Below are 23,593 nucleotides of genomic sequence, written 5' to 3' on the forward strand. Positions count from 1 at the left end.
TTTAAATTTTACAAAAACACGGGTCATGTATATAAGTTAATGAGTAATCCTTTGATTTCTCCGATTTTCCCTAATAACTCAACGGAAGTCTGTTCTTCGTCCAATAATGCTTCGGCCAACTCAAGAAGCTTTTCGTCAACCGTTTGGATAATTTTCAATCCACGCCCTTCACCATACTGGTTCCATGTATGAGATTGTTTCAATCCCATACCCGAGTCGACTGTCTCTTTTAGGAAACGGCGGACGAGCATTTTGAATTTTGCCATGTCTCTTAGATTCCGTGAACGGGTTAGACGGTCTCCGGCGGAAGAAATGTCACCTAAAAGTCTTGTCATCTGTTCAGAATGCAAGCGTTCTTCCTGTTTCAGGACCATTTGGCCGAATCGGACATTTCCTTGCGGAGAACGTAAGGGGTCGTTACGCAGATTGTCGAGTCCCGTCCGATGGTCTCCATTCACTTTCATAACTATTTCCACCTTATTTCTCAGAAATGATGAAATTGTTCAATCGGTAAGACGAATACCGTTGCACCGCCGACCTCCACTTCTACTGGGTAGGGGATGTAGGAATCAGCGTTGCCTCCCATCGGTGATACGGGTGCAACCATTTGGTCACGCGATCGGCAATTTTCACGAATTAATTCTAAAGCTTTTGGGATGAGGCTGTCATCCGTTCCGATAAGGAATGTCGTGTTTCCTGACCGTAGAAATCCCCCTGTACTGGCTAATTTTGTAGCCCGGAAATCATTTTTTGTTAAAGCTGCCGATAAACGGTTGCTGTCTTGGTCTTGTACAACTGCCACTATCAATTTCACGGTACCCTCTCCTTTTGGCTTTTCTTTTTTATCAATAAATAAGTACTGTTGATTTACACTTCAGGTGGACGCTTTCCGCCGGCATGGCTTCAGCCTCCTCACTACGCTTCGCTTCGTTGCGGGGTCTTCAGCTCATGCTATTCCGGCAGGAGTCGCCACCTTCCGTTCCAATCAACGGTGTATACTTAACAAAAGCAGACACATCTAAAGGGTTGCAAAAAACCCTCTCTCATATTATATCACGAATTGTCTTGAGAAATGAGTTGAGAACTTATAATTTTCCAAACATTTTCTGTTACTTCTGATAATGGGAGTGATGCGTCTGTGCTGATGATGCGATTTGGGTATTGTTTTAGCAATATTTTGTAGCCTTCGTAGACTTTTTGATGAAATTGTAGGGCTTCATTGTCGAGACGATTTTGTTCCCTAACTCCGCTTTGTGCAATTCGTTGTAAGCCATCTTCGGGTGAAATGTCGAAGAAGATGGTTACGTCGGGCATTGTTTCTCCTATTGCGAATGCGTTGATGGACATGACGTCGTCCATACCAAGCCCCCTTGCATGGCCTTGGTAGGCGAGTGAGCTGTCGATGAAGCGGTCGCAAAGGACGATTTTCCCCTCATGTAACGCAGGGATGATTCTTTCGACAAGATGCTGTCTACGTGCTGATGCATAGAGGAGGGCCTCTGTTCTGCCGTCCATTTCCTGATGATCATTATCTAAAATGATGGCCCGGATCTTTTCGGAGATGCGGATGCCACCCGGCTCACGGGTTAGGATCCCTTCCAATCCTTCCTTTTGCATTCTCTTATATATTTCTGCAATCACAGTTGTTTTTCCTGCACCTTCAGGACCTTCAAATGTGATAAATTTTCCTTTTGACATGATTAATTCCTCCGAAGTTCATTTCAATACAAACAACTTTTTATCTTCAAGGTGAATCGCACCTTGGAATCTTGCTCCTGCCTCTATTAAAGCAGATAATGCCCTGATATGGTGCTCCGTGATTCTTTCACCTTTTATCATCAATGGAATTCCGGGAGGATAAGGGATTAAAGATGCAGCTGCGATGCGTCCTGCCGCGTTATCTATAGATATCCACTCCGTCTCCATGTTGACTAATTCATACGGAGGGATTGCAAGCACGGAGATTCCGTCTGGCCAGGTAACCATGTCTAAGAAAGCAGGGTTATCATCTACTTTACCCAAGTTGGTGACTGCTGCAATCATTTTTTTCTTCCATTCTTTTAAAGGGGGATTAGATTCTCTGTTCCATAACGGTAAAATAAGTAGAGCTTGGTAAGGATCTGCAAGTTCTGCATAAATCCCTTCTGATTCGAATGCTGCTTGCAAGGCAAAGCCGGAGTGGCCTGCATAGCGGAGCAATAACTTTAAAGGATCGTCCGTCTCCACAATTTCCATATGGTTGATTTTCTTCAATTCCTGAATAAATGAAGAGCGTAATTCCATGAATCTTCGCTTGTCACTTTCCCTATAGGATGCCGCGTAGGCCCTTGCGTCATCTAAAGAGGCCATCAGTAAATACGATGGACTGCTGGACTGTAGCATTTGTAAATAATATGCGATTTTCTCTTCGGAAATCAGTTCAGATCGGATGTGTAAAAATGATCCCATCGTCATGGCAGGCAACGTCTTATGTGCTGAATGCACGACGATATCAGCGCCTAATTCAATTGCGGAGCGCGGGAACGGCTCACTAACTATGAAATGAGCCCCATGCGCTTCATCGACAAGGACGGGGATGGAGCAGGCATGGCATAATTCAATGATCTTTTCCAACTCCTCCCCCGTAACACCATAATACGTAGGGTACGTAAGGATAACGGCTTTCGCTTGCGGATATGCAGTGAGTGCCTTTTCCACCTGCTCCTGCGTTAAGACGCCCGGTGTCCTTGTATGCATATCCCAAGGTGGAGATAGGAGCACTGGACGTGCACCCGTCATTTCAATCGCATGGAACACCGATTTATGTGCATTGCGCTGTACGATTACCGTATCACCTATTCCACAAGCGGCATGAATCATTGCCAAGTTTCCTACGGTGGAGCCATTCACGAGGAAAAAGCTCCTTTTTGACTTGTAAAGTGCGGACAACAGGCTTTCGGCTTCCTGAATGATCCCTTCCGCCTCATGGAGGTCGTCAAGTCCTGTGAGCTCCGTGTAATCATACGAAAGAGCTTGCCGCATCCCTTCTGGCAAGCTGGATAAAAGACCATGCTTATGCCCCGGCACGTGAAATGATACCGGGGTGCGTTCTTTGAAATATTCCAACGCCTCAACAAGCGGGCGATTATTTTGATTCATGTAACGTTCCACTTCCTTTGCTACCTCTATTATAAAGGAAGGTGAGATTATAGTGTGGAAATTATATCGTCACACATATTTCATTCTTGATAGTCCAATTGAGAGGAATATGATAGCAAAACCGACTAACACAGAGAGGGGCATGATGATATCCGTGAAGGAGCCGTTTTCGGAAATCAACGTCGTAAATGCTTCCATAGCCCACGTTTGTGGGACGAAGTTAGCAATTTTTTGCATAATGTCCGGCACCATGCTGATCGGCCAATAGACGCCACCTAACATGCAAGTCGAAATGATCACCAATGTACCGATGGCGTTTTGCTGCTCGACAGTCTTTACGAAACTTGCAATCGCCATTCCGAGACCTACAACACAGAGTAACAGTGACGTGATGAGAAGAAGCAATGCAACCGGTGATCCCCAGTCCACGCCAAACATTGCTGACGATAATGCAATAAGAAGGAAAAACTGTATCCAGCCGACAGTGAAAAAAGATAGGAAATAACCAAGCATCACTTGGAAACGGGTGACGGGCGTCGTAAACAGCCTCGACCAGATTCCGTCCTGCCTCGCTTCGATCAATGTGCCCGTCATCGAAAGCATCATAATCATAACGAACATAATTGAAAATCCTGCGGAGCTATATGAGATGCCCATGATTGGGTTCTTAGAGGTACCACCGATTGTTCTTTGTTCGGTCCATGTTTGAATCATCCCTTCGTTCTGATTGAGCCCTTTGTAGACGGATTCCCAGCTTTTATTGAAATAAGAACCGCCTACCTGCGACGCCGCCACGTATATTTCTACGGCTTGCATCGTCTGATTCACCTGTTGTTTAACAAGCGGCGCTGTCGCCATATTGGATGAAGGTTGAAAGCTAATTGGTTGTTCGCTATCTAACAGCTTCTGTGCAATCCCTTTTTTTAGCGTCATAATACCTAACACCTCTTTATTCGCCAACAACTCATCCGCATTAACAGACTCAACAAGCTCATACGAAATCATTTCATCAAGCACTAATTTTTGAACGATGCCTCTTGAAAATTCCGATTGTTCCTGATCCACCAACGCAATTCGGAATGACATATCAGTGTCTTTTCCAAATATACTTCCGAACAGGAAGGTGAATAATAGCGGCATCCCTAACATGAGGACAATCGACGATTTTTTCTTGAATGTGCGTTTAATTTCAAAAAGGCATATCGTTAAGATTTTATTCATCATGCATACCTCCTATACAATCCGCCGGTTTAGCCGGATTGAACTAATAAGAATGGCCGCAGTTCCTATACCAAGGAGAACAGTTGCCGGCAACCATAAAGTTGACCAGGTGGTTCCTGTCATGATTGCTGTGTAGCTTGACAGTGCCCAGGAATTCGGTATGGCGGTGGCAATATTCCGCATCACCTCTGGGAATAAAGATAAGGGCAACATCGATCCACCTAACAGCGCAAGTACTTGGACTCCCATACTTCCAACGACATCCGCCATTTTTTCACTTGCCGTAAAGGCGGCTACAACCATCGCTAATCCAGCTACCGAAAAGATATAAAAGAAGGTGATGAAGAGGATTTGCAGGAGAGACGGACCCCAGTCGACTTTTAATAGAAAATACGTTGCCCCAATGAAGATTAAAAATTGAATCCAAGCAAATAGACATGTGCCGATGAACTTCCCAACAAGTATTGTACGCGAGGAAATCGGTGTCATCATCAACCGCGCCAACGTTTCGCTTCCCCTTTCCTGATGAAATGACTTTCCACCTGCCATCGAATTAAATAATAGGAACATCGCCGCCATAGCTGCGGCATAATACTGCATGGAAGTCACCATTTCTTCTTCCGCCGGCTCACTAACATACGTCCGTTGTTCCTGCATCACGTTCTCAATTGAAGCTATAAGATCATTTTGGATTGCTTCCATATCAATCAAGTCACCATCCGCAGACAACACTGCAGCTTCCGTCATAATTGTAGTGGTCGAATTTGTAATTGCATGCGACATTTGGGCGAACGTTTCAATCATCTGCTGAATGAGTGTCGCCGCTGTTTCCTGCCCGGAGATTGGCATGACGATGGCTCGATGTGTATCGGTTCCCCATCCTTCCGGCAATAGCAATGCTACATCAATCTCCCGACCATCCAACCAATCAAGCAGCTGTTTCTCTGACTCTGCCTGCTCTACCGTAATTGCGAGTCCGTTTTCACCTAAGGTCCGAATCACGCCTTCCGACATCGCATTAGACTTAGATGTATAGACGCCTAAAATCGTTTCGGGCATACTTCCTCCACCCATAACGCCTTTTAAGGCCGAACCCAAAATGACGGTCAGCAAAATGGGCATAATGATCATCATCAGAATGGCCTTCAGGTCCTTTAAATGGATTTTCGCATCTTTAACGGCTATCAAAAGGCTTTTCATTCTTCTTCCTCCTATTCACGCAAAGACCGTCCAGTCAATTGCAAAAATAATGTCTCTAAATTCGCTTCCTGAAGCTTCAAATTGTGAATAGCCACTTCCGACCGTCCTGCAAGCAGAATCACATCCGCCACAATTTCCATTTTTGATTGCAAATGAACATCGATTTCCTCATGGCGCACGATTACTCTTTCCACTCCATCCAACCGTTTTAGACTTTCTATAAATGAAGGGCGTAGCGAATCCACCGTTAGTTTCAATACGGTGCCTCCTGCCAATCTATTGCTCAAATCTCTTTTCGTACCGCTTACGATGAGCTTCCCCTCATCGATTATCGCAATCCGCCTGCAAAGGTACTCTACCTCTTCCATGTAGTGGCTTGTGTAAATGACTGTCATACCCTGCCCATTCAATGATTTGACCGTTTCCAAAATATGATTCCTTGATTGAGGGTCAATGCCGACTGTCGGTTCATCCATGATGAGGAGCTGCGGACGATGCATGAGAGCAGCCCCTATATTAATGCGCCGCTTCATACCGCCTGAAAAAGTATCGATACGCCCTTTCGCCCGTTCGGTTAGTCCGACAATCTCTAACACTTCTTTTGCTCTGGCTTTGGCGACTTTTCCAGAAAGACCGTACATTTTCCCCCAAAAAACAAGATTATCGAGCGCTGACATTGTTGGATAAAGCGCAATATCCTGCGGCACGACCCCTATTATCTGTTTAATGTCCTTCAAATTTTTCCCGACCTGTTTTCCGGCCACAAGAATCTCCCCTGATTCGGACGGAACGAGTCCGCAAATCATAGAAATAAGTGTAGACTTTCCTGCCCCATTCGGTCCTAACAATCCAAACGATTCACCTTTCTCGACTTGAAATGAAACCCCCTTGATGACTTCATGCGCACCGAAACTCTTTTTTACATTCGAAAGTGTAAGCATTATCTGTAGCCTCCTTCTTTCCTTTATCTTATTGTGGAAGCTTCAACTTTTCATCGAGCGTGAGGTAGATTTTGAAGGCATAAAAAAAACGGCATTGATATGCCGCTTTTCATAGGTCTATGAAAAAAGTAATGTTAAAACGTGGTAATGCCATAACGGACAGCATAAATGGCTGCCTGTGTCCGGTCACGAAGTCCAAGCTTTTGAATTACATTGGAGACATGATTTTTGACCGTCCCTTCGGTAATGAATAATGCATCCGCAATTTCCCGATTGTTCAGCCCTTCTCCTAAATGGGTCAATACCTCTACTTCCCGATCTGATAACTCCTTAAGCTTTGCAGGCAATTCCGCTGTGTTTGTTTGATTGTGCCCCCTCAGCTCTGTCAGTACTTGTGAGGTGAATTCCTTCGGTAGGACAACACCGCCATGATGGACCGTAAGAATCGCCTGAACAATCGTATCCGTCGGCATATCCTTCAGTAAATATCCGCTCGCCCCTTCTTCAAGCGCGTCGAAAATGTATTCACTATCATTGAACGTCGTCAGTATCAATACTTTCACATCTTGAAGAGAATCCTTTATAAGTCTTGTTCCTTCAACCCCATTCACCTTAGGCATCCGAATATCCATTAAAACAATATCTGGCCGGAGTTTTAACGCTTTTTCCATAGCATCTTTCCCATCCATCGCGGTTCCTACTACTTCAATTTCTGGGCGCAAACCAAGCAACGTACTAAGCCCTTCCCTCACCAATGGCTGATCATCGACAATCATGATTTTTATCAACCCGTCACCCCCGTAGCAATTCGTTGAAAGGGAATAGAAACATTGATTTCAAAGCCTTCTCCTTCATTACTTTCAATTCTGAATGAACCCCCATGCTCCACAACGCGCTCTTTCATATTAATTAAACCAAAATTAGGTATAATATTCTTTTCTCCTCTTCCATCGTCTTTAATTTCTATGCTGACCCCTTCTTCGAAGATATGAATTTTCACGATGCATGTATCCGCATTCCCATGCTTTTTTGCATTCGTTAATCCTTCCTGCACAATTCTTTTTATTGTAGGCTGCACGGACATCGGGATTTCAGCAGTGTCCCCAACTACAACTAACTGAGTTTCCATAAGCGTCATTGTAGAAAACTCTTCTAAGATCCCTTGTAGTACCTCTTGAAAAGAAGACTCCTCGTGGTCCTCCTTTAATGTCCTTACAGACATTCGGATTTCATGAAGAGCATCCCGTGTCAACTGCTCACAAACAGCTATAACCTCTTTTGCCTTTCCGGAATCCCGTGATGCCATTTCGCTTGCAACTTGCAATTGGACAATTAAGGCCGTCATCTTGTGGCCAACCGTATCATGAATCTCCCGCGCAATCTCATTTCTCTCACGAATAACAGTCAACTCTTCCACTTGATTTGCATAGTCCTTCAATAGATGATGGGCAGCCTGCAAAGCCCCATGCGACTCATTCAATTGCTCATATTGCAACGCAATCGTTTCCTTTGCACTATGGAAATTTCGAATTAAGCCACCAACAAAAGCACCGTAAAAAACGAACATGCCATTGACGATATTACTTGAAACAGAAAATATGTTAGTTTGGGCATATAACCGCAAACTGATCAGTATCCACACAGCAGCAAAGGCACCTGAAAATAACCAAAACAGTTTCTTACGGTCATATAGCAAGAAAATAGTAGTTGAAAGCACTCCGAAAAATATCAAATACAAATATCCACTTTCGGAAAATAAAAGGCCAAATCCTGTAATGACGATAAAGTCAATTGATGAACAAAGAATCCTTATCTTCTCTCGGACGTTTGCCATTTGAATAAAATGACTCGTTATAAATATTGGGATGGCGACTATTATATAGAAGGTCCGAAAATCCTCTATACCGTCCGTCATTTGAAGAAAATAACAACTTAAAATAACTAACATGACAACCCGCACTAAGGAGAATAAAAAAAGAGAGAAACTTTTCATAACCACTCCCCCGTTCTATGTCTATTATTCTAATAATGAACTACTGGAAATAGGAACGCAATAAGGAGACTTTTCTGAAGTGCTATAGGAGGGGATAGGTGTCTATATAGGTATAGTTTTGCTCGAGTCAGGATATGTATTGCTCAAGTTCAAGTCAGTTATGCTCGGTTTAAAGCACTTTTGCTCATCTTATGGTTTAAACAATTTAAAGTTATTTGAGGCAAAAAAAGGCCATCCCCCACAGGGAATGGCATGTGCCCGGCGACGTCCTACTCTCACAGGGGGAAGCCTGTTCCCTGCTTAATTTGCACCTTCGGTGTAAATTAAGCAAAGCGGCTGCGCCGCTTTACTACCATCGGCGCTGAAGAGCTTAACTTCCGTATTCGGGATGGGAACGGATGTTACGAAATCAACCTTCGGTTTTACATTAATTTGAATACAAAAAAACCATCCCCCTTAGGGAATGGCATGTGCCCGGCGACGTCCTACTCTCACAGGGGGAAGCCATTTCCCTGCTTAATTTGCACCTTCGGTGTAAATTAAGCAAAGCGGCTGCGCCGCTTTACTACCATCGGCGCTGAAGAGCTTAACTTCCGTGTTCGGAATGGGAACGGATGTTACGAAATCAACCTTCGGTTTTACATTAATTTGAATACAAAAAAACCATTCCCCTTAGGGAATGGCATGTGCCCGGCGACGTCCTACTCTCACAGGGGGAAGCCCCCTACTACCATCGGCGCTGAAGAGCTTAACTTCCGTGTTCGGGATGGGAACGGGTGTGACCTCTTCGCCTTCGTCACCAGACTATGTAAGAACGATGCTTGTTCGTTCAAAACTGGATAAAAAAGACATTGTTGCGACTTCAAGTTCAACCGTACTTCATAACTTTAAGGTTAAGTCCTCGATCGATTAGTATCCGTCAGCTGCACGTGTCGCCACGCTTCCACCCCGGACCTATCCACCTCATCATCTTTGAGGGATCTTACTTACAAATGTAATGGGAAATCTCATCTTGAGGGGGGCTTCATGCTTAGATGCTTTCAGCATTTATCCCGTCCACACATAGCTACCCAGCGATGCCTTTGGCAAGACAACTGGTACACCAGCGGTGTGTCCATCCCGGTCCTCTCGTACTAAGGACAGCTCCTCTCAAATTTCCTGCGCCCGCGACGGATAGGGACCGAACTGTCTCACGACGTTCTGAACCCAGCTCGCGTACCGCTTTAATGGGCGAACAGCCCAACCCTTGGGACCGACTACAGCCCCAGGATGCGATGAGCCGACATCGAGGTGCCAAACCTCCCCGTCGATGTGGACTCTTGGGGGAGATAAGCCTGTTATCCCCGGGGTAGCTTTTATCCGTTGAGCGATGGCCCTTCCATGCGGAACCACCGGATCACTAAGCCCGTCTTTCGACCCTGCTCGACTTGTAGGTCTCGCAGTCAAGCTCCCTTATGCCTTTGCACTCTACGAATGATGTCCAACCATTCTGAGGGAACCTTTGGGCGCCTCCGTTACACTTTAGGAGGCGACCGCCCCAGTCAAACTGCCCACCTGACACTGTCTCCTGCCCGGATCACGGGCAAGGGTTAGAAGTCCAATACAGCCAGGGTAGTATCCCACCATTGCCTCCTCCGAAGCTGGCGCTCCGGATTCCAAGGCTCCTACCTATCCTGTACAGGCTGCACCGGAATTCAATATCAGGCTACAGTAAAGCTCCACGGGGTCTTTCCGTCCTGTCGCGGGTAATGCGCATCTTCACGCATATTATAATTTCACCGAGTCTCTCGTTGAGACAGTGCCCAGATCGTTACGCCTTTCGTGCGGGTCGGAACTTACCCGACAAGGAATTTCGCTACCTTAGGACCGTTATAGTTACGGCCGCCGTTTACTGGGGCTTCAATTCAAAGCTTCGCTTGCGCTGACCTCTCCTCTTAACCTTCCAGCACCGGGCAGGCGTCAGCCCCTATACGTCACCTTACGGTTTTGCAGAGACCTGTGTTTTTGCTAAACAGTCGCCTGGGCCTATTCACTGCGGCTCTCTCGGGCTTTAACACCCTACCAGAGCACCCCTTCTCCCGAAGTTACGGGGTCATTTTGCCGAGTTCCTTAACGAGAGTTCTCTCGATCACCTTAGGATTCTCTCCTCGCCTACCTGTGTCGGTTTGCGGTACGGGCACCTCCCGCCTCGCTAGAGGCTTTTCTTGGCAGTGTGAAATCAGGGACTCCGGGGAAAATTCCCCTTGCCGTCACAGCTCAATGTTATAGGAACGGGATTTGCCTCGTTCCACACCTCACTGCTTAGACGCGCATGACCAACAGCGCGCTCACCCTATCCTTCTGCGTCCCCCCATTGCTGATAACGGCGGGGAGGTGGTACAGGAATATCAACCTGTTCTCCATCGTCTACGCCTTTCGGCCTCGACTTAGGTCCCGACTAACCCTGAGCGGACGAGCCTTCCTCAGGAAACCTTAGGCATTCGGTGGAAGGGATTCTCACCCTTCTTTCGCTACTCATACCGGCATTCTCACTTCCAAGCGCTCCACCAGTCCTTACGATCTGGCTTCGACGCCCTTGGAACGCTCTCCTACCACTGACACCAAAGGTGTCAATCCGCAGTTTCGGTGATCCGTTTAGCCCCGGTACATTTTCGGCGCAGCGCCACTCGACCAGTGAGCTATTACGCACTCTTTAAATGGTGGCTGCTTCTAAGCCAACATCCTGGTTGTCTGGGCAGCGCCACATCCTTTTCCACTTAACGGATACTTGGGGACCTTAACTGGCGGTCTGGGCTGTTTCCCTCTCGACTACGGATCTTATCACCCGCAGTCTGACTCCCAAACATAAATCATCGGCATTCGGAGTTTGTCTGAATTCGGTAACCCGGGATGGGCCCCTAGTCCAAACAGTGCTCTACCTCCGAGATTCTTTCGTTTGAGGCTAGCCCTAAAGCTATTTCGGAGAGAACCAGCTATCTCCAGGTTCGATTGGAATTTCACCGCTACCCACACCTCATCCCCGCACTTTTCAACGTACGTGGGTTCGGGCCTCCAGTAAGTGTTACCTTACCTTCACCCTGGACATGGGTAGATCACCTGGTTTCGGGTCTACGACCCCATACTCATTCGCCCTATTCAGACTCGCTTTCGCTGCGGCTCCGCATTCTCTGCTTAACCTTGCATGGAATCGTAACTCGCCGGTTCATTCTACAAAAGGCACGCCATCACCCATTAACGGGCTCTGACAACTTGTAGGCACACGGTTTCAGGTTCTCTTTCACTCCCCTTCCGGGGTGCTTTTCACCTTTCCCTCACGGTACTGGTTCACTATCGGTCACTAGGGAGTATTTAGCCTTGGGAGATGGTCCTCCCGGATTCCGACGGAATTTCACGTGTTCCGCCGTACTCAGGATCCACTCTGGAGGGGATGGACTTTCGACTACGGGGCTTTTACCCGCTATGGCGGACCTTTCCAGGTCGCTTCGTCTAATCCATCCCTTTGTAACTCCGTATAGAGTGTCCTACAACCCCAGGAAGCAAGCTTCCTGGTTTGGGCTCTTCCCGTTTCGCTCGCCGCTACTTAGGGAATCGATTTTTCTTTCTCTTCCTCCGGATACTTAGATGTTTCAGTTCTCCGGGTGTGCCTCGTTCACGCTATGTATTCACGTGAACGTACTGCCCCATTACGGGCAGTGGGTTTCCCCATTCGGAAATCTTCGGATCAATGCTTACTTACAGCTCCCCGAAGCATATCGGTGTTAGTGCCGTCCTTCATAGGCTCCTAGTGCCAAGGCATCCGCCGTGCGCCCTTTCTAACTTAACCTGCTTGTGCAACAATCTATAGCGATATAGATTGAAGACACGTTAAAAAGTATTGCAATTGTTCAATCACAAAGTGATCGACTCGGTTGATTACTTGATGTTTTGTTGCTTCAATGTCGTTTTATCCAGTTTTCAAAGAACAAGTTTTGAAAGTCATCATAGAAGATGAACCTTCAAAACTGAACGCAAAACGTCAACGTATGAACCGGAGGTTCATATTCCGTAATTATCCTTAGAAAGGAGGTGATCCAGCCGCACCTTCCGATACGGCTACCTTGTTACGACTTCACCCCAATCATCTGTCCCACCTTCGGCGGCTGGCTCCCGTAAGGGTTACCCCACCGACTTCGGGTGTTACAAACTCTCGTGGTGTGACGGGCGGTGTGTACAAGACCCGGGAACGTATTCACCGTGGCATGCTGATCCACGATTACTAGCGATTCCGGCTTCATGCAGGCGAGTTGCAGCCTGCAATCCGAACTGGGAACGATTTTATGGGATTGGCTCCCCCTCGCGGGTTCGCAGCCCTTTGTATCGTCCATTGTAGCACGTGTGTAGCCCAGGTCATAAGGGGCATGATGATTTGACGTCATCCCCACCTTCCTCCGGTTTGTCACCGGCAGTCACCTTAGAGTGCCCAACTGAATGCTGGCAACTAAGATCAAGGGTTGCGCTCGTTGCGGGACTTAACCCAACATCTCACGACACGAGCTGACGACAACCATGCACCACCTGTCACCGCTGTCCCCGAAGGGAAAGACATGTCTCCATGCCGGTCAGCGGGATGTCAAGACCTGGTAAGGTTCTTCGCGTTGCTTCGAATTAAACCACATGCTCCACCGCTTGTGCGGGTCCCCGTCAATTCCTTTGAGTTTCAGCCTTGCGGCCGTACTCCCCAGGCGGAGTGCTTAATGCGTTAGCTGCAGCACTAAGGGGCGGAAACCCCCTAACACTTAGCACTCATCGTTTACGGCGTGGACTACCAGGGTATCTAATCCTGTTTGCTCCCCACGCTTTCGCGCCTCAACGTCAGTTACAGACCAGAAAGTCGCCTTCGCCACTGGTGTTCCTCCACATCTCTACGCATTTCACCGCTACACGTGGAATTCCACTTTCCTCTTCTGTACTCAAGTCCTCCAGTTTCCAATGACCCTCCACGGTTGAGCCGTGGGCTTTCACATCAGACTTAAAGGACCGTCTGCGCGCGCTTTACGCCCAATAATTCCGGACAACGCTTGCCACCTACGTATTACCGCGGCTGCTGGCACGTAGTTAGCCGTGGCTTTCTAACGAGGTACCGTCAAGGTACGGGCAGTTACTCCCGTACTTGTTCTTCCCTCGCAACAGAGCTTTACGATCCGAAAACCTTCTTCGCTCACGCGGCGTTGCTCCATCAGACTTTCGTCCATTGTGGAAGATTCCCTACTGCTGCCTCCCGTAGGAGTCTGGGCCGTGTCTCAGTCCCAGTGTGGCCGATCACCCTCTCAGGTCGGCTACGCATCGTCGCCTTGGTAGGCCGTTACCCCACCAACTAGCTAATGCGCCGCGGGCCCATCCTGCAGTGACAGCCGAAACCGTCTTTCAGAGTTCTTCCATGCGGAAGAACCGATTATTCGGTATTAGCCCCGGTTTCCCGGAGTTATCCCCATCTGCAGGGCAGGTTGCCCACGTGTTACTCACCCGTCCGCCGCTAATATCAGGGAGCAAGCTCCCTTCAATCCGCTCGACTTGCATGTATTAGGCACGCCGCCAGCGTTCGTCCTGAGCCAGGATCAAACTCTCCATAAAAGAGAAATTCGAATAGCTCGAGTTTCTTGCTGGCATCATTTAAGATGTCAATTTTGAATCCGAAGATTCGTTTTGTTCTTTTTACCGACGGGGTCGGCTCCAGAACTTTATTTGTTGACGTTTTGCTGTTCAGTTTTCAAGGTTCATTTGTTTGTTGCTCCGTTAGAAGCAACTCTTATATAATACCACGTTGCAATTTCGATGTCAACAACTTTTCCCGAAAAGTTTTTCGCTGTTTCGAAGTGGTTATTTAGTTACCAGAAGTGCAACGTTATTTACTATAACACCTCATCTTTTAAAACGCAATACTTTTATAATCGATTTTCTTTTTTATTTTCTAATCTTCACTAAAACTCTTTGGATACCTAATTAGATAGTTATTGGACGCGGAATAAGGATTGTTGAGTACAGTATTTGATTCTTGGGCGTAGATCCTAATTCTTGAGCGTCGAACGCGATTCTTGAGCGCGAATATGAATTCTTGAGCATCGAACCAGATTCTTGAGCGCAAATAAGGATTCTTGAGCACCTGGCCCGATTCTTGAGCGCGGATACGAATGCTTGAGCATCGAACCAGATTCTTGAGCCCGAATACGGATTCTTGAGCGTCGAGCAAGATTTTTGAGCACGAATACGAATTCTTAAACTTCTGGCCGGATTCTTGAGCACTTGAACACCTTTTTTAATAAAAATCATTTATCGCGAGTCGCGGTCCAACCCCTGTTATTTTCCACTTGCCCTTTCGTGCCAAGTGCCCTTTACACTTAATAAGGTTTTATAAAAACTAATTATTAAACACAAAAAACCATCCCTACAGGGATGGCCTTTGCCCGGCGACGTCCTACTCTCACAGGGGGAAGCCCCCTACTACCATCGGCGCTGAAGAGCTTAACTTCCGTGTTCGGGATGGGAACGGGTGTGACCTCTTCGCCTTCGTCACCAGACTATGTAAGAACGATGCTTGTTCGTTCAAAACTGGATAAAAGAGACATTGTTGCGACTTCAAGTTCAACCGTACTTCATAACTTTAAGGTTAAGTCCTCGATCGATTAGTATCCGTCAGCTGCACGTGTCGCCACGCTTCCACCCCGGACCTATCCACCTCATCATCTTTGAGGGATCTTACTTACAAATGTAATGGGAAATCTCATCTTGAGGGGGGCTTCATGCTTAGATGCTTTCAGCATTTATCCCGTCCACACATAGCTACCCAGCGATGCCTTTGGCAAGACAACTGGTACACCAGCGGTGTGTCCATCCCGGTCCTCTCGTACTAAGGACAGCTCCTCTCAAATTTCCTGCGCCCGCGACGGATAGGGACCGAACTGTCTCACGACGTTCTGAACCCAGCTCGCGTACCGCTTTAATGGGCGAACAGCCCAACCCTTGGGACCGACTACAGCCCCAGGATGCGATGAGCCGACATCGAGGTGCCAAACCTCCCCGTCGATGTGGACTCTTGGGGGAGATAAGCCTGTTATCCCCGGGGTAGCTTTTATCCGTTGAGCGATGGCCCTTCCATGCGGAACCACCGGATCACTAAGCCCGTCTTTCGACCCTGCTCGACTTGTAGGTCTCGCAGTCAAGCTCCCTTATGCCTTTGCACTCTACGAATGATGTCCAACCATTCTGAGGGAACCTTTGGGCGCCTCCGTTACACTTTAGGAGGCGACCGCCCCAGTCAAACTGCCCACCTGACACTGTCTCCTGCCCGGATCACGGGCAAGGGTTAGAAGTCCAATACAGCCAGGGTAGTATCCCACCATTGCCTCCTCCGAAGCTGGCGCTCCGGATTCCAAGGCTCCTACCTATCCTGTACAGGCTGCACCGGAATTCAATATCAGGCTACAGTAAAGCTCCACGGGGTCTTTCCGTCCTGTCGCGGGTAATGCGCATCTTCACGCATATTATAATTTCACCGAGTCTCTCGTTGAGACAGTGCCCAGATCGTTACGCCTTTCGTGCGGGTCGGAACTTACCCGACAAGGAATTTCGCTACCTTAGGACCGTTATAGTTACGGCCGCCGTTTACTGGGGCTTCAATTCAAAGCTTCGCTTGCGCTGACCTCTCCTCTTAACCTTCCAGCACCGGGCAGGCGTCAGCCCCTATACGTCACCTTACGGTTTTGCAGAGACCTGTGTTTTTGCTAAACAGTCGCCTGGGCCTATTCACTGCGGCTCTCTCGGGCTTTAACACCCTACCAGAGCACCCCTTCTCCCGAAGTTACGGGGTCATTTTGCCGAGTTCCTTAACGAGAGTTCTCTCGATCACCTTAGGATTCTCTCCTCGCCTACCTGTGTCGGTTTGCGGTACGGGCACCTCCCGCCTCGCTAGAGGCTTTTCTTGGCAGTGTGAAATCAGGGACTCCGGGGATAATTCCCCTTGCCGTCACAGCTCAATGTTATAGGAACGGGATTTGCCTCGTTCCACACCTCACTGCTTAGACGCGCATGACCAACAGCGCGCTCACCCTATCCTTCTGCGTCCCCCCATTGCTGATAACGGCGGGGAGGTGGTACAGGAATATCAACCTGTTCTCCATCGTCTACGCCTTTCGGCCTCGACTTAGGTCCCGACTAACCCTGAGCGGACGAGCCTTCCTCAGGAAACCTTAGGCATTCGGTGGAAGGGATTCTCACCCTTCTTTCGCTACTCATACCGGCATTCTCACTTCCAAGCGCTCCACCAGTCCTTACGATCTGGCTTCGACGCCCTTGGAACGCTCTCCTACCACTGACACCAAAGGTGTCAATCCGCAGTTTCGGTGATCCGTTTAGCCCCGGTACATTTTCGGCGCAGCGCCACTCGACCAGTGAGCTATTACGCACTCTTTAAATGGTGGCTGCTTCTAAGCCAACATCCTGGTTGTCTGGGCAGCGCCACATCCTTTTCCACTTAACGGATACTTGGGGACCTTAACTGGCGGTCTGGGCTGTTTCCCTCTCGACTACGGATCTTATCACCCGCAGTCTGACTCCCAAACATAAATCATCGGCATTCGGAGTTTGTCTGAATTCGGTAACCCGGGATGGGCCCCTAGTCCAAACAGTGCTCTACCTCCGAGATTCTTTCGTTTGAGGCTAGCCCTAAAGCTATTTCGGAGAGAACCAGCTATCTCCAGGTTCGATTGGAATTTCACCGCTACCCACACCTCATCCCCGCACTTTTCAACGTACGTGGGTTCGGGCCTCCAGTAAGTGTTACCTTACCTTCACCCTGGACATGGGTAGATCACCTGGTTTCGGGTCTACGACCCCATACTCATTCGCCCTATTCAGACTCGCTTTCGCTGCGGCTCCGCATTCTCTGCTTAACCTTGCATGGAATCGTAACTCGCCGGTTCATTCTACAAAAGGCACGCCATCACCCATTAACGGGCTCTGACAACTTGTAGGCACACGGTTTCAGGTTCTCTTTCACTCCCCTTCCGGGGTGCTTTTCACCTTTCCCTCACGGTACTGGTTCACTATCGGTCACTAGGGAGTATTTAGCCTTGGGAGATGGTCCTCCCGGATTCCGACGGAATTTCACGTGTTCCGCCGTACTCAGGATCCACTCTGGAGGGGATGGACTTTCGACTACGGGGCTTTTACCCGCTATGGCGGACCTTTCCAGGTCGCTTCGTCTAATCCATCCCTTTGTAACTCCGTATAGAGTGTCCTACAACCCCAGGAAGCAAGCTTCCTGGTTTGGGCTTTTCCCGTTTCGCTCGCCGCTACTTAGGGAATCGATTTTTCTTTCTCTTCCTCCGGATACTTAGATGTTTCAGTTCTCCGGGTGTGCCTCGTTCACGCTATGTATTCACGTGAACGTACTGCCCCATTACGGGCAGTGGGTTTCCCCATTCGGAAATCTTCGGATCAATGCTTACTTACAGCTCCCCGAAGCATATCGGTGTTAGTGCCGTCCTTCATAGGCTCCTAGTGCCAAGGCATCCGCCGTGCGCCCTTTCTAACTTAACCTGCTTGTGCAACAATCTATAGCGATATAGATTGAAGACACGTTAAAAAGTATTGCAATTGTTCAATCACAAAAGTGATCGACTCGGTTGATTACTTGATGTTTTGTTGCTTCAATGTCGTTTTATCCAGTTTTCAAAGAACAAGTTTTGAAAGTCATCATAGAAGATGAACCTTCAAAACTGAACGCAAAACGTCAACGTATGAACCGGAGGTTCATATTCCGTAATTATCCTTAGAAAGGAGGTGATCCAGCCGCACCTTCCGATACGGCTACCTTGTTACGACTTCACCCCAATCATCTGTCCCACCTTCGGCGGCTGGCTCCCGTAAGGGTTACCCCACCGACTTCGGGTGTTACAAACTCTCGTGGTGTGACGGGCGGTGTGTACAAGACCCGGGAACGTATTCACCGTGGCATGCTGATCCACGATTACTAGCGATTCCGGCTTCATGCAGGCGAGTTGCAGCCTGCAATCCGAACTGGGAACGATTTTATGGGATTGGCTCCCCCTCGCGGGTTCGCAGCCCTTTGTATCGTCCATTGTAGCACGTGTGTAGCCCAGGTCATAAGGGGCATGATGATTTGACGTCATCCCCACCTTCCTCCGGTTTGTCACCGGCAGTCACCTTAGAGTGCCCAACTGAATGCTGGCAACTAAGATCAAGGGTTGCGCTCGTTGCGGGACTTAACCCAACATCTCACGACACGAGCTGACGACAACCATGCACCACCTGTCACCGCTGTCCCCGAAGGGAAAGACATGTCTCCATGCCGGTCAGCGGGATGTCAAGACCTGGTAAGGTTCTTCGCGTTGCTTCGAATTAAACCACATGCTCCACCGCTTGTGCGGGTCCCCGTCAATTCCTTTGAGTTTCAGCCTTGCGGCCGTACTCCCCAGGCGGAGTGCTTAATGCGTTAGCTGCAGCACTAAGGGGCGGAAACCCCCTAACACTTAGCACTCATCGTTTACGGCGTGGACTACCAGGGTATCTAATCCTGTTTGCTCCCCACGCTTTCGCGCCTCAACGTCAGTTACAGACCAGAAAGTCGCCTTCGCCACTGGTGTTCCTCCACATCTCTACGCATTTCACCGCTACACGTGGAATTCCACTTTCCTCTTCTGTACTCAAGTCCTCCAGTTTCCAATGACCCTCCACGGTTGAGCCGTGGGCTTTCACATCAGACTTAAAGGACCGTCTGCGCGCGCTTTACGCCCAATAATTCCGGACAACGCTTGCCACCTACGTATTACCGCGGCTGCTGGCACGTAGTTAGCCGTGGCTTTCTAACGAGGTACCGTCAAGGTACGGGCAGTTACTCCCGTACTTGTTCTTCCCTCGCAACAGAGCTTTACGATCCGAAAACCTTCTTCGCTCACGCGGCGTTGCTCCATCAGACTTTCGTCCATTGTGGAAGATTCCCTACTGCTGCCTCCCGTAGGAGTCTGGGCCGTGTCTCAGTCCCAGTGTGGCCGATCACCCTCTCAGGTCGGCTACGCATCGTCGCCTTGGTAGGCCGTTACCCCACCAACTAGCTAATGCGCCGCGGGCCCATCCTGCAGTGACAGCCGAAACCGTCTTTCAGAGTTCTTCCATGCGGAAGAACCGATTATTCGGTATTAGCCCCGGTTTCCCGGAGTTATCCCCATCTGCAGGGCAGGTTGCCCACGTGTTACTCACCCGTCCGCCGCTAATATCAGGGAGCAAGCTCCCTTCAATCCGCTCGACTTGCATGTATTAGGCACGCCGCCAGCGTTCGTCCTGAGCCAGGATCAAACTCTCCATAAAAGAGAAATTCGAATAGCTCGAGTTTCTTGCTGGCATCATTTAAGATGTCAATTTTGAATCCGAAGATTCGTTTTGTTCTTTTCACCGACGGGGTCGGCTTCAGAACTTTATTTGTTGACGTTTTGCTGTTCAGTTTTCAAGGTTCATTTGTTTGTCGCTCCGTTAGAAGCAACTCTTATATAATACCACGTTGCAATTTCGATGTCAACAACTTTTCTCGAAAAGTTTTCCGCTGTTTCAAAGTGGTTATTTAGTTACTAAAAGTGCAACGTTATCCACTATAACACCTTACCTTTTTATTTGCAAGTGTTATTCTATAAAAACTTTTATCATATTACTTTATTGCCTAATTGACTTTGTCCATTATTAATTTAAAGGAAAGTGCTAAAATCTTTGAGCCATGCTCCTTCTATAATAGAAGAAGCTTATTCATAGAAAGACAGCAAATGTGAACAGAGCTGCAAATCCAGGGATACCAAGAATGGCTAATAGGAATCCTGATGCGATGTTCACCGGAAAATAGATGCCTACGAATCCACCCGCAATATTTAGTATGAAGAGAGCCAAAAATGCGAACGCCAGACGGAACCAAAACACAGACAGTTTTTCAATCATTTTTTTCATTTCGTTTTTATCCATCAGCAAAAGTAAAAGAAGTACAACTCCGACCATCGCAATGCCAATAATTTTCATGGAAAGCGCCCCTTTCGATTAATAGTACAATCTATGCGCTTTCCTAAAAAATTATCACGTTGCTATTATAGCTCCACGCGAAGTTGCCTCTCTTTTGCTTCTTTGAAAAGATGAAAGTACTTACTTTCTGCTATTTTCCTTTGAATCATAACTTCCAAATCATAATCATTTAAATACTTTTCTATTTCCTTAGCTTGCTCCCAATCATCTTTTGTTTCTAATAGTAGATTAAGAAGTCGGTTGTCGAATTCCCTTTTCAATTTCCTCTTTCGGCCAAACATTTTTGTTGACCCCCTATAGTTCCCTGCGTCCTTCAAGTGCTTTTGATAAGGTCACTTCATCCGCATACTCAAGATCTCCACCGACTGGCAAACCGTGTGCAATCCTAGTCGTAGTAATGCCTGACGGTTTCACAAGACGGGAGATATACATCGCGGTCGCTTCCCCTTCGATTGTCGGATTCGTTGCTAATATCAATTCTTCTACTTCTTCATCCTGCAAACGAGTCAATAGGGAAGGAACGTTAATGTCCTCAGGACCCACGCCATCCATCGGTGAAATAGCTCCGTGTAGTACATGATACATACCCTTGTAATCTCTCATCTTCTCCATTGCAATTACGTCCTTCGGATCTTGAACAACACAAATCATCGATCGGTCACGGGATTGGTCTTGGCATATCTGACAAGGGTCTATATCTGTGATATGCCCGCAAATAGAGCAGAATCGTAGGTTCCGTTTTGCATCCACCAACGCTTTGGCGAATTCAAGAACTGTATCTTCCTTCATGTTCAATACAAAAAATGCCAGACGGCCCGCTGTTTTCGGGCCGATACCTGGCAACTTCATAAAACTATCGATCAGTTTCGATATCGGTTCAGGATAATGCATATCTATTCCTCCTAGAACATTCCAGGCAGGTTCAATCCTTTCGTGAATTGCCCCATTGTGGAGTTCGCTAATTCTTCGGCTTTTGCCATTGCATCATTTGTAGCAATCACAACAAGGTCTTGTAGCATTTCTACATCTTCCGGATCTACGACGGATGGATCGATGACCACTTCAAGTACTTCCTTTTGACCTGAAACGATTACCTTCACCATACCTCCGCCTGCTGTTCCTTCAAGGCGCTTTTCACCAAGTTCCTCTTGTGCTTCCGCCATTTTCTTTTGCATTTTTTGCATTTGTTTCATCATACCTTGCATATTTCCCATACCACGCATGTTATTTCCTCCTCAACTTAGTTTAATCATCATGTACCGTTATGAATTCCTTGCCAAACATCTTTTCTGCTTCCGCAACAATCGGATCAGCATTTTGCTCTTCAGCTTCTTGTAGGAAGGATGGCATGTCTTCCGCCAATCCTTGTTGACCATCAGACTGTGAATCCTCCGCTTCGTCTTGTTGCTTCGACAATCCATTGTTTCGTATGAACTCCTCACGAACCTTTAACCAACCGTCTTCCGGCACATACACGACATCATATGCTTTACCAGTTCGACTGCGCAAGGCATCAGATAATCCTGACCGAAGAGAGGAGTTTTCCGAAGCCATAAGGCAATGGATTTCATATTTGAATTTTAACACAAAAGCAGTGTCTGATGCCGCCACTGGTTCAGTTTCTTCAAGAAGTGCTGAATGGGATCTTTGTAAAGTTTGCATCATGCTTGCCCATTCCTCACGAATCACTTGGATGTCTTGACGGGTGGCACCTTTTAAGACCTCGTTAATTTTCCCGGTCGGTATCCTGAATGACTGAGATGATTTTGATGCGGCCTTCTTTGGTTGGGCAGCAACTGCTCCTTCAACCGGACGGACACCATTTGCCAGTTGCTGTTGAAGGTCAGCTATTATTCTTTCCAAGCTGTCCACCTTTTGAGATAGATGTGGATCTATCACCTGATGGCTTTGGCCTTCAGGAACTGGTCCTTTTAAGTGAATCATTTTCAACAATGCCGATTCTACATACACCTTTGCATGATTGGAAAACCGCATTTCCTGTTGCGTTTTCGAAAGAATGTCTATGAATGAATAAAGGGTCTCAGGCTCAAATGCATTCGATAAGGATACAAACCTTTCATTCCCCGAAATCAGTTCAAGTAGATCCTCGAGATCTGGAGCAGTTCTTAATAGAAGAAGATCTCTGAAGAACGTGATCAAATCTTCCGCCAGCCTTGAAACATCTTTACCTTCAGCAATGAGCTGATCAAGCAATGTTAATGCAGCTGCAGCATCTTTCGAAAGTAGCGCTTCTGCCAATTGATAAAAGATGTCTTCCCCAATCGATCCAGTTACAAGTAATGCACCTTCAGCTGTCAGTCGATCACCGCTGAACGATACAACCTGATCAAGCATGCTAAGTGCATCACGCATTCCACCCGAAGCAGCCTGAGCAATGACTTTAAGGGCCCCTTCATCAGCCTCAATTCCGGCATCGCTTAACACTTGCTTCATTCGATCGATAATTTCCGCCGCTGTAATCGGTTTGAAATCGAATCGTTGACAACGGGAAATGATGGTCAATGGCAGCTTATGTGGCTCTGTAGTTGCCAGTATGAAAACGGCATGCGGTGGCGGCTCTTCCAATGTCTTTAGTAGTGCGTTGAAAGCTGAATTCGATAACATATGAACTTCGTCAATGATATAGACTTTGAATCGCGCGTTGGATGGGGCAAAACGGACCTTCTCGATCACGTCCCTTATTTCTTCCACCCGTGAATTTGAAGCTGCGTCAAATTCAATGACATCCGTGTTGGACCCTTCCGTGATGCTTCTACAGGTCGGACAATCATTGCACGGTTCCTTTGCCGGTCCATTTTCGCAATTCAACGCCTTTGCAAAAACCTTTGCAGCACTTGTCTTTCCCGTCCCTCGCGGCCCAGAGAACAAATAGGCATGGGTTGTCTTATTATGTAGCAAAGCGTTTTGCAACGTTTGCTTCACATGTCTCTGTCCAGACATTTCACTGAAAGACTGCGGTCGATACACACGGTAAAAAGCTTGATAGACCACCATTCCCCCTCCTTCCCATTCATTGCAATAATGC

Annotated in this window: 15 protein-coding genes and 6 rRNA genes; all 21 read right to left on the reverse strand. The window is 47.6% G+C overall.

The window, feature by feature from the left end; translation table 11 throughout:
* Nucleotides 1–23: 23 nt before the first annotated feature.
* Entirely contained in the window at nt 24–464 is a 441-nt protein-coding gene (locus tag NSQ43_RS02025) for a YaaR family protein (RefSeq protein ID WP_339252600.1), read from the reverse strand.
* A gap of 20 nt (nt 465–484) precedes the next feature.
* Nucleotides 485–814 (reverse strand): cyclic-di-AMP receptor, encoded by a 330-nt coding sequence (locus NSQ43_RS02030; protein ID WP_147060307.1) that lies wholly within the window; start codon nt 812–814, stop codon nt 485–487.
* Between the two features lie 239 nt (nt 815–1,053).
* Complete coding sequence (gene tmk / locus NSQ43_RS02035) at nt 1,054–1,698, reverse strand: dTMP kinase (RefSeq protein WP_339252607.1); 645 nt, start codon at nt 1,696–1,698, stop codon at nt 1,054–1,056.
* Nucleotides 1,699–1,716: 18 nt separating this feature from the next.
* Nucleotides 1,717–3,138, reverse strand: coding sequence for an aminotransferase class I/II-fold pyridoxal phosphate-dependent enzyme (locus NSQ43_RS02040; RefSeq protein ID WP_339252608.1), 1,422 nt, complete (start codon nt 3,136–3,138; stop codon nt 1,717–1,719).
* A gap of 69 nt (nt 3,139–3,207) precedes the next feature.
* Nucleotides 3,208–4,359 carry an ABC transporter permease gene (locus tag NSQ43_RS02045; RefSeq protein WP_339252609.1) on the reverse strand — a complete coding sequence of 384 codons (1,152 nt, stop codon included), beginning with the start codon at nt 4,357–4,359 and terminating at the stop codon, nt 3,208–3,210.
* Between the two features lie 12 nt (nt 4,360–4,371).
* Entirely contained in the window at nt 4,372–5,559 is a 1,188-nt protein-coding gene (locus tag NSQ43_RS02050; RefSeq protein ID WP_339252610.1) for an ABC transporter permease, read from the reverse strand.
* Between the two features lie 11 nt (nt 5,560–5,570).
* Nucleotides 5,571–6,500 (reverse strand): ABC transporter ATP-binding protein, encoded by a 930-nt coding sequence (locus NSQ43_RS02055; RefSeq protein ID WP_339252612.1) that lies wholly within the window; start codon nt 6,498–6,500, stop codon nt 5,571–5,573.
* A 134-nt stretch (nt 6,501–6,634) separates the two neighbouring features.
* Nucleotides 6,635–7,288 carry a response regulator transcription factor gene (locus NSQ43_RS02060; RefSeq protein ID WP_339252614.1) on the reverse strand — a complete coding sequence of 218 codons (654 nt, stop codon included), beginning with the start codon at nt 7,286–7,288 and terminating at the stop codon, nt 6,635–6,637.
* Nucleotides 7,285–8,493, reverse strand: a complete 1,209-nt coding sequence (locus tag NSQ43_RS02065; RefSeq protein WP_339252616.1) for a sensor histidine kinase — start codon at nt 8,491–8,493, stop codon at nt 7,285–7,287. The genes NSQ43_RS02060 and NSQ43_RS02065 overlap by 4 nt, the downstream gene beginning before the upstream one ends.
* Before the next feature lie 688 nt (nt 8,494–9,181).
* Nucleotides 9,182–9,297: ribosomal RNA gene (gene rrf, locus NSQ43_RS02070) — 5S ribosomal RNA — on the reverse strand.
* 85 nt (nt 9,298–9,382) lie between these two features.
* Nucleotides 9,383–12,316 (reverse strand): 23S ribosomal RNA (locus NSQ43_RS02075).
* A gap of 235 nt (nt 12,317–12,551) precedes the next feature.
* A 16S ribosomal RNA gene (locus NSQ43_RS02080) occupies nt 12,552–14,103 on the reverse strand.
* Between the two features lie 369 nt (nt 14,104–14,472).
* Nucleotides 14,473–14,799: a hypothetical protein gene (locus tag NSQ43_RS02085; protein WP_339252618.1), complete on the reverse strand. Its 327-nt coding sequence runs from the start codon at nt 14,797–14,799 to the stop codon at nt 14,473–14,475.
* A gap of 132 nt (nt 14,800–14,931) precedes the next feature.
* A 5S ribosomal RNA gene (gene rrf, locus NSQ43_RS02090) occupies nt 14,932–15,047 on the reverse strand.
* Between the two features lie 85 nt (nt 15,048–15,132).
* Nucleotides 15,133–18,066 (reverse strand): 23S ribosomal RNA (locus tag NSQ43_RS02095).
* Between the two features lie 236 nt (nt 18,067–18,302).
* A 16S ribosomal RNA gene (locus NSQ43_RS02100) occupies nt 18,303–19,854 on the reverse strand.
* Together the 16S, 23S and 5S rRNA genes form the textbook arrangement of a ribosomal RNA operon.
* Before the next feature lie 429 nt (nt 19,855–20,283).
* On the reverse strand, nt 20,284–20,547 hold the full coding sequence (locus NSQ43_RS02105; protein ID WP_339252620.1) for a pro-sigmaK processing inhibitor BofA family protein: 264 nt from the start codon (nt 20,545–20,547) through the stop codon (nt 20,284–20,286).
* Nucleotides 20,548–20,612: 65 nt separating this feature from the next.
* Nucleotides 20,613–20,828, reverse strand: a complete 216-nt coding sequence (locus NSQ43_RS02110) for a YaaL family protein (RefSeq protein WP_339252621.1) — start codon at nt 20,826–20,828, stop codon at nt 20,613–20,615.
* A 13-nt stretch (nt 20,829–20,841) separates the two neighbouring features.
* Nucleotides 20,842–21,438: a recombination mediator RecR gene (recR, locus tag NSQ43_RS02115; RefSeq protein WP_339252622.1), complete on the reverse strand. Its 597-nt coding sequence runs from the start codon at nt 21,436–21,438 to the stop codon at nt 20,842–20,844.
* An 11-nt stretch (nt 21,439–21,449) separates the two neighbouring features.
* Nucleotides 21,450–21,770, reverse strand: a complete 321-nt coding sequence (locus tag NSQ43_RS02120) for a YbaB/EbfC family nucleoid-associated protein (protein WP_339252623.1) — start codon at nt 21,768–21,770, stop codon at nt 21,450–21,452.
* A 22-nt stretch (nt 21,771–21,792) separates the two neighbouring features.
* Nucleotides 21,793–23,559, reverse strand: coding sequence for a DNA polymerase III subunit gamma/tau (gene dnaX / locus NSQ43_RS02125; protein ID WP_339254744.1), 1,767 nt, complete (start codon nt 23,557–23,559; stop codon nt 21,793–21,795).
* Nucleotides 23,560–23,593 lie beyond the last annotated feature (34 nt).

It is taken from the genome of Sporosarcina sp. FSL W8-0480 (assembly GCF_037963765.1).
Taxonomy (GTDB): domain Bacteria; phylum Bacillota; class Bacilli; order Bacillales_A; family Planococcaceae; genus Sporosarcina.

Bases quoted from the DNA above. Each gene is read 5' to 3' on its own strand.
- NSQ43_RS02025 (WP_339252600.1), bottom strand. From the start codon at position 464: ATGAAAGTGAATGGAGACCATCGGACGGGACTCGACAATCTGCGTAAC.
- tmk (WP_339252607.1), bottom strand. From the start codon at position 1,698: ATGTCAAAAGGAAAATTTATCACATTTGAAGGTCCTGAAGGTGCAGGA.
- NSQ43_RS02040 (WP_339252608.1), bottom strand. From the start codon at position 3,138: ATGAATCAAAATAATCGCCCGCTTGTTGAGGCGTTGGAATATTTCAAA.
- NSQ43_RS02045 (WP_339252609.1), bottom strand. From the start codon at position 4,359: ATGAATAAAATCTTAACGATATGCCTTTTTGAAATTAAACGCACATTC.
- NSQ43_RS02050 (WP_339252610.1), bottom strand. From the start codon at position 5,559: ATGAAAAGCCTTTTGATAGCCGTTAAAGATGCGAAAATCCATTTAAAG.
- NSQ43_RS02055 (WP_339252612.1), bottom strand. From the start codon at position 6,500: ATGCTTACACTTTCGAATGTAAAAAAGAGTTTCGGTGCGCATGAAGTC.
- NSQ43_RS02065 (WP_339252616.1), bottom strand. From the start codon at position 8,493: ATGAAAAGTTTCTCTCTTTTTTTATTCTCCTTAGTGCGGGTTGTCATG.
- NSQ43_RS02085 (WP_339252618.1), bottom strand. From the start codon at position 14,799: ATGATTTTTATTAAAAAAGGTGTTCAAGTGCTCAAGAATCCGGCCAGA.
- NSQ43_RS02105 (WP_339252620.1), bottom strand. From the start codon at position 20,547: ATGAAAATTATTGGCATTGCGATGGTCGGAGTTGTACTTCTTTTACTT.
- NSQ43_RS02110 (WP_339252621.1), bottom strand. From the start codon at position 20,828: ATGTTTGGCCGAAAGAGGAAATTGAAAAGGGAATTCGACAACCGACTT.
- recR (WP_339252622.1), bottom strand. From the start codon at position 21,438: ATGCATTATCCTGAACCGATATCGAAACTGATCGATAGTTTTATGAAG.
- NSQ43_RS02120 (WP_339252623.1), bottom strand. From the start codon at position 21,770: ATGCGTGGTATGGGAAATATGCAAGGTATGATGAAACAAATGCAAAAA.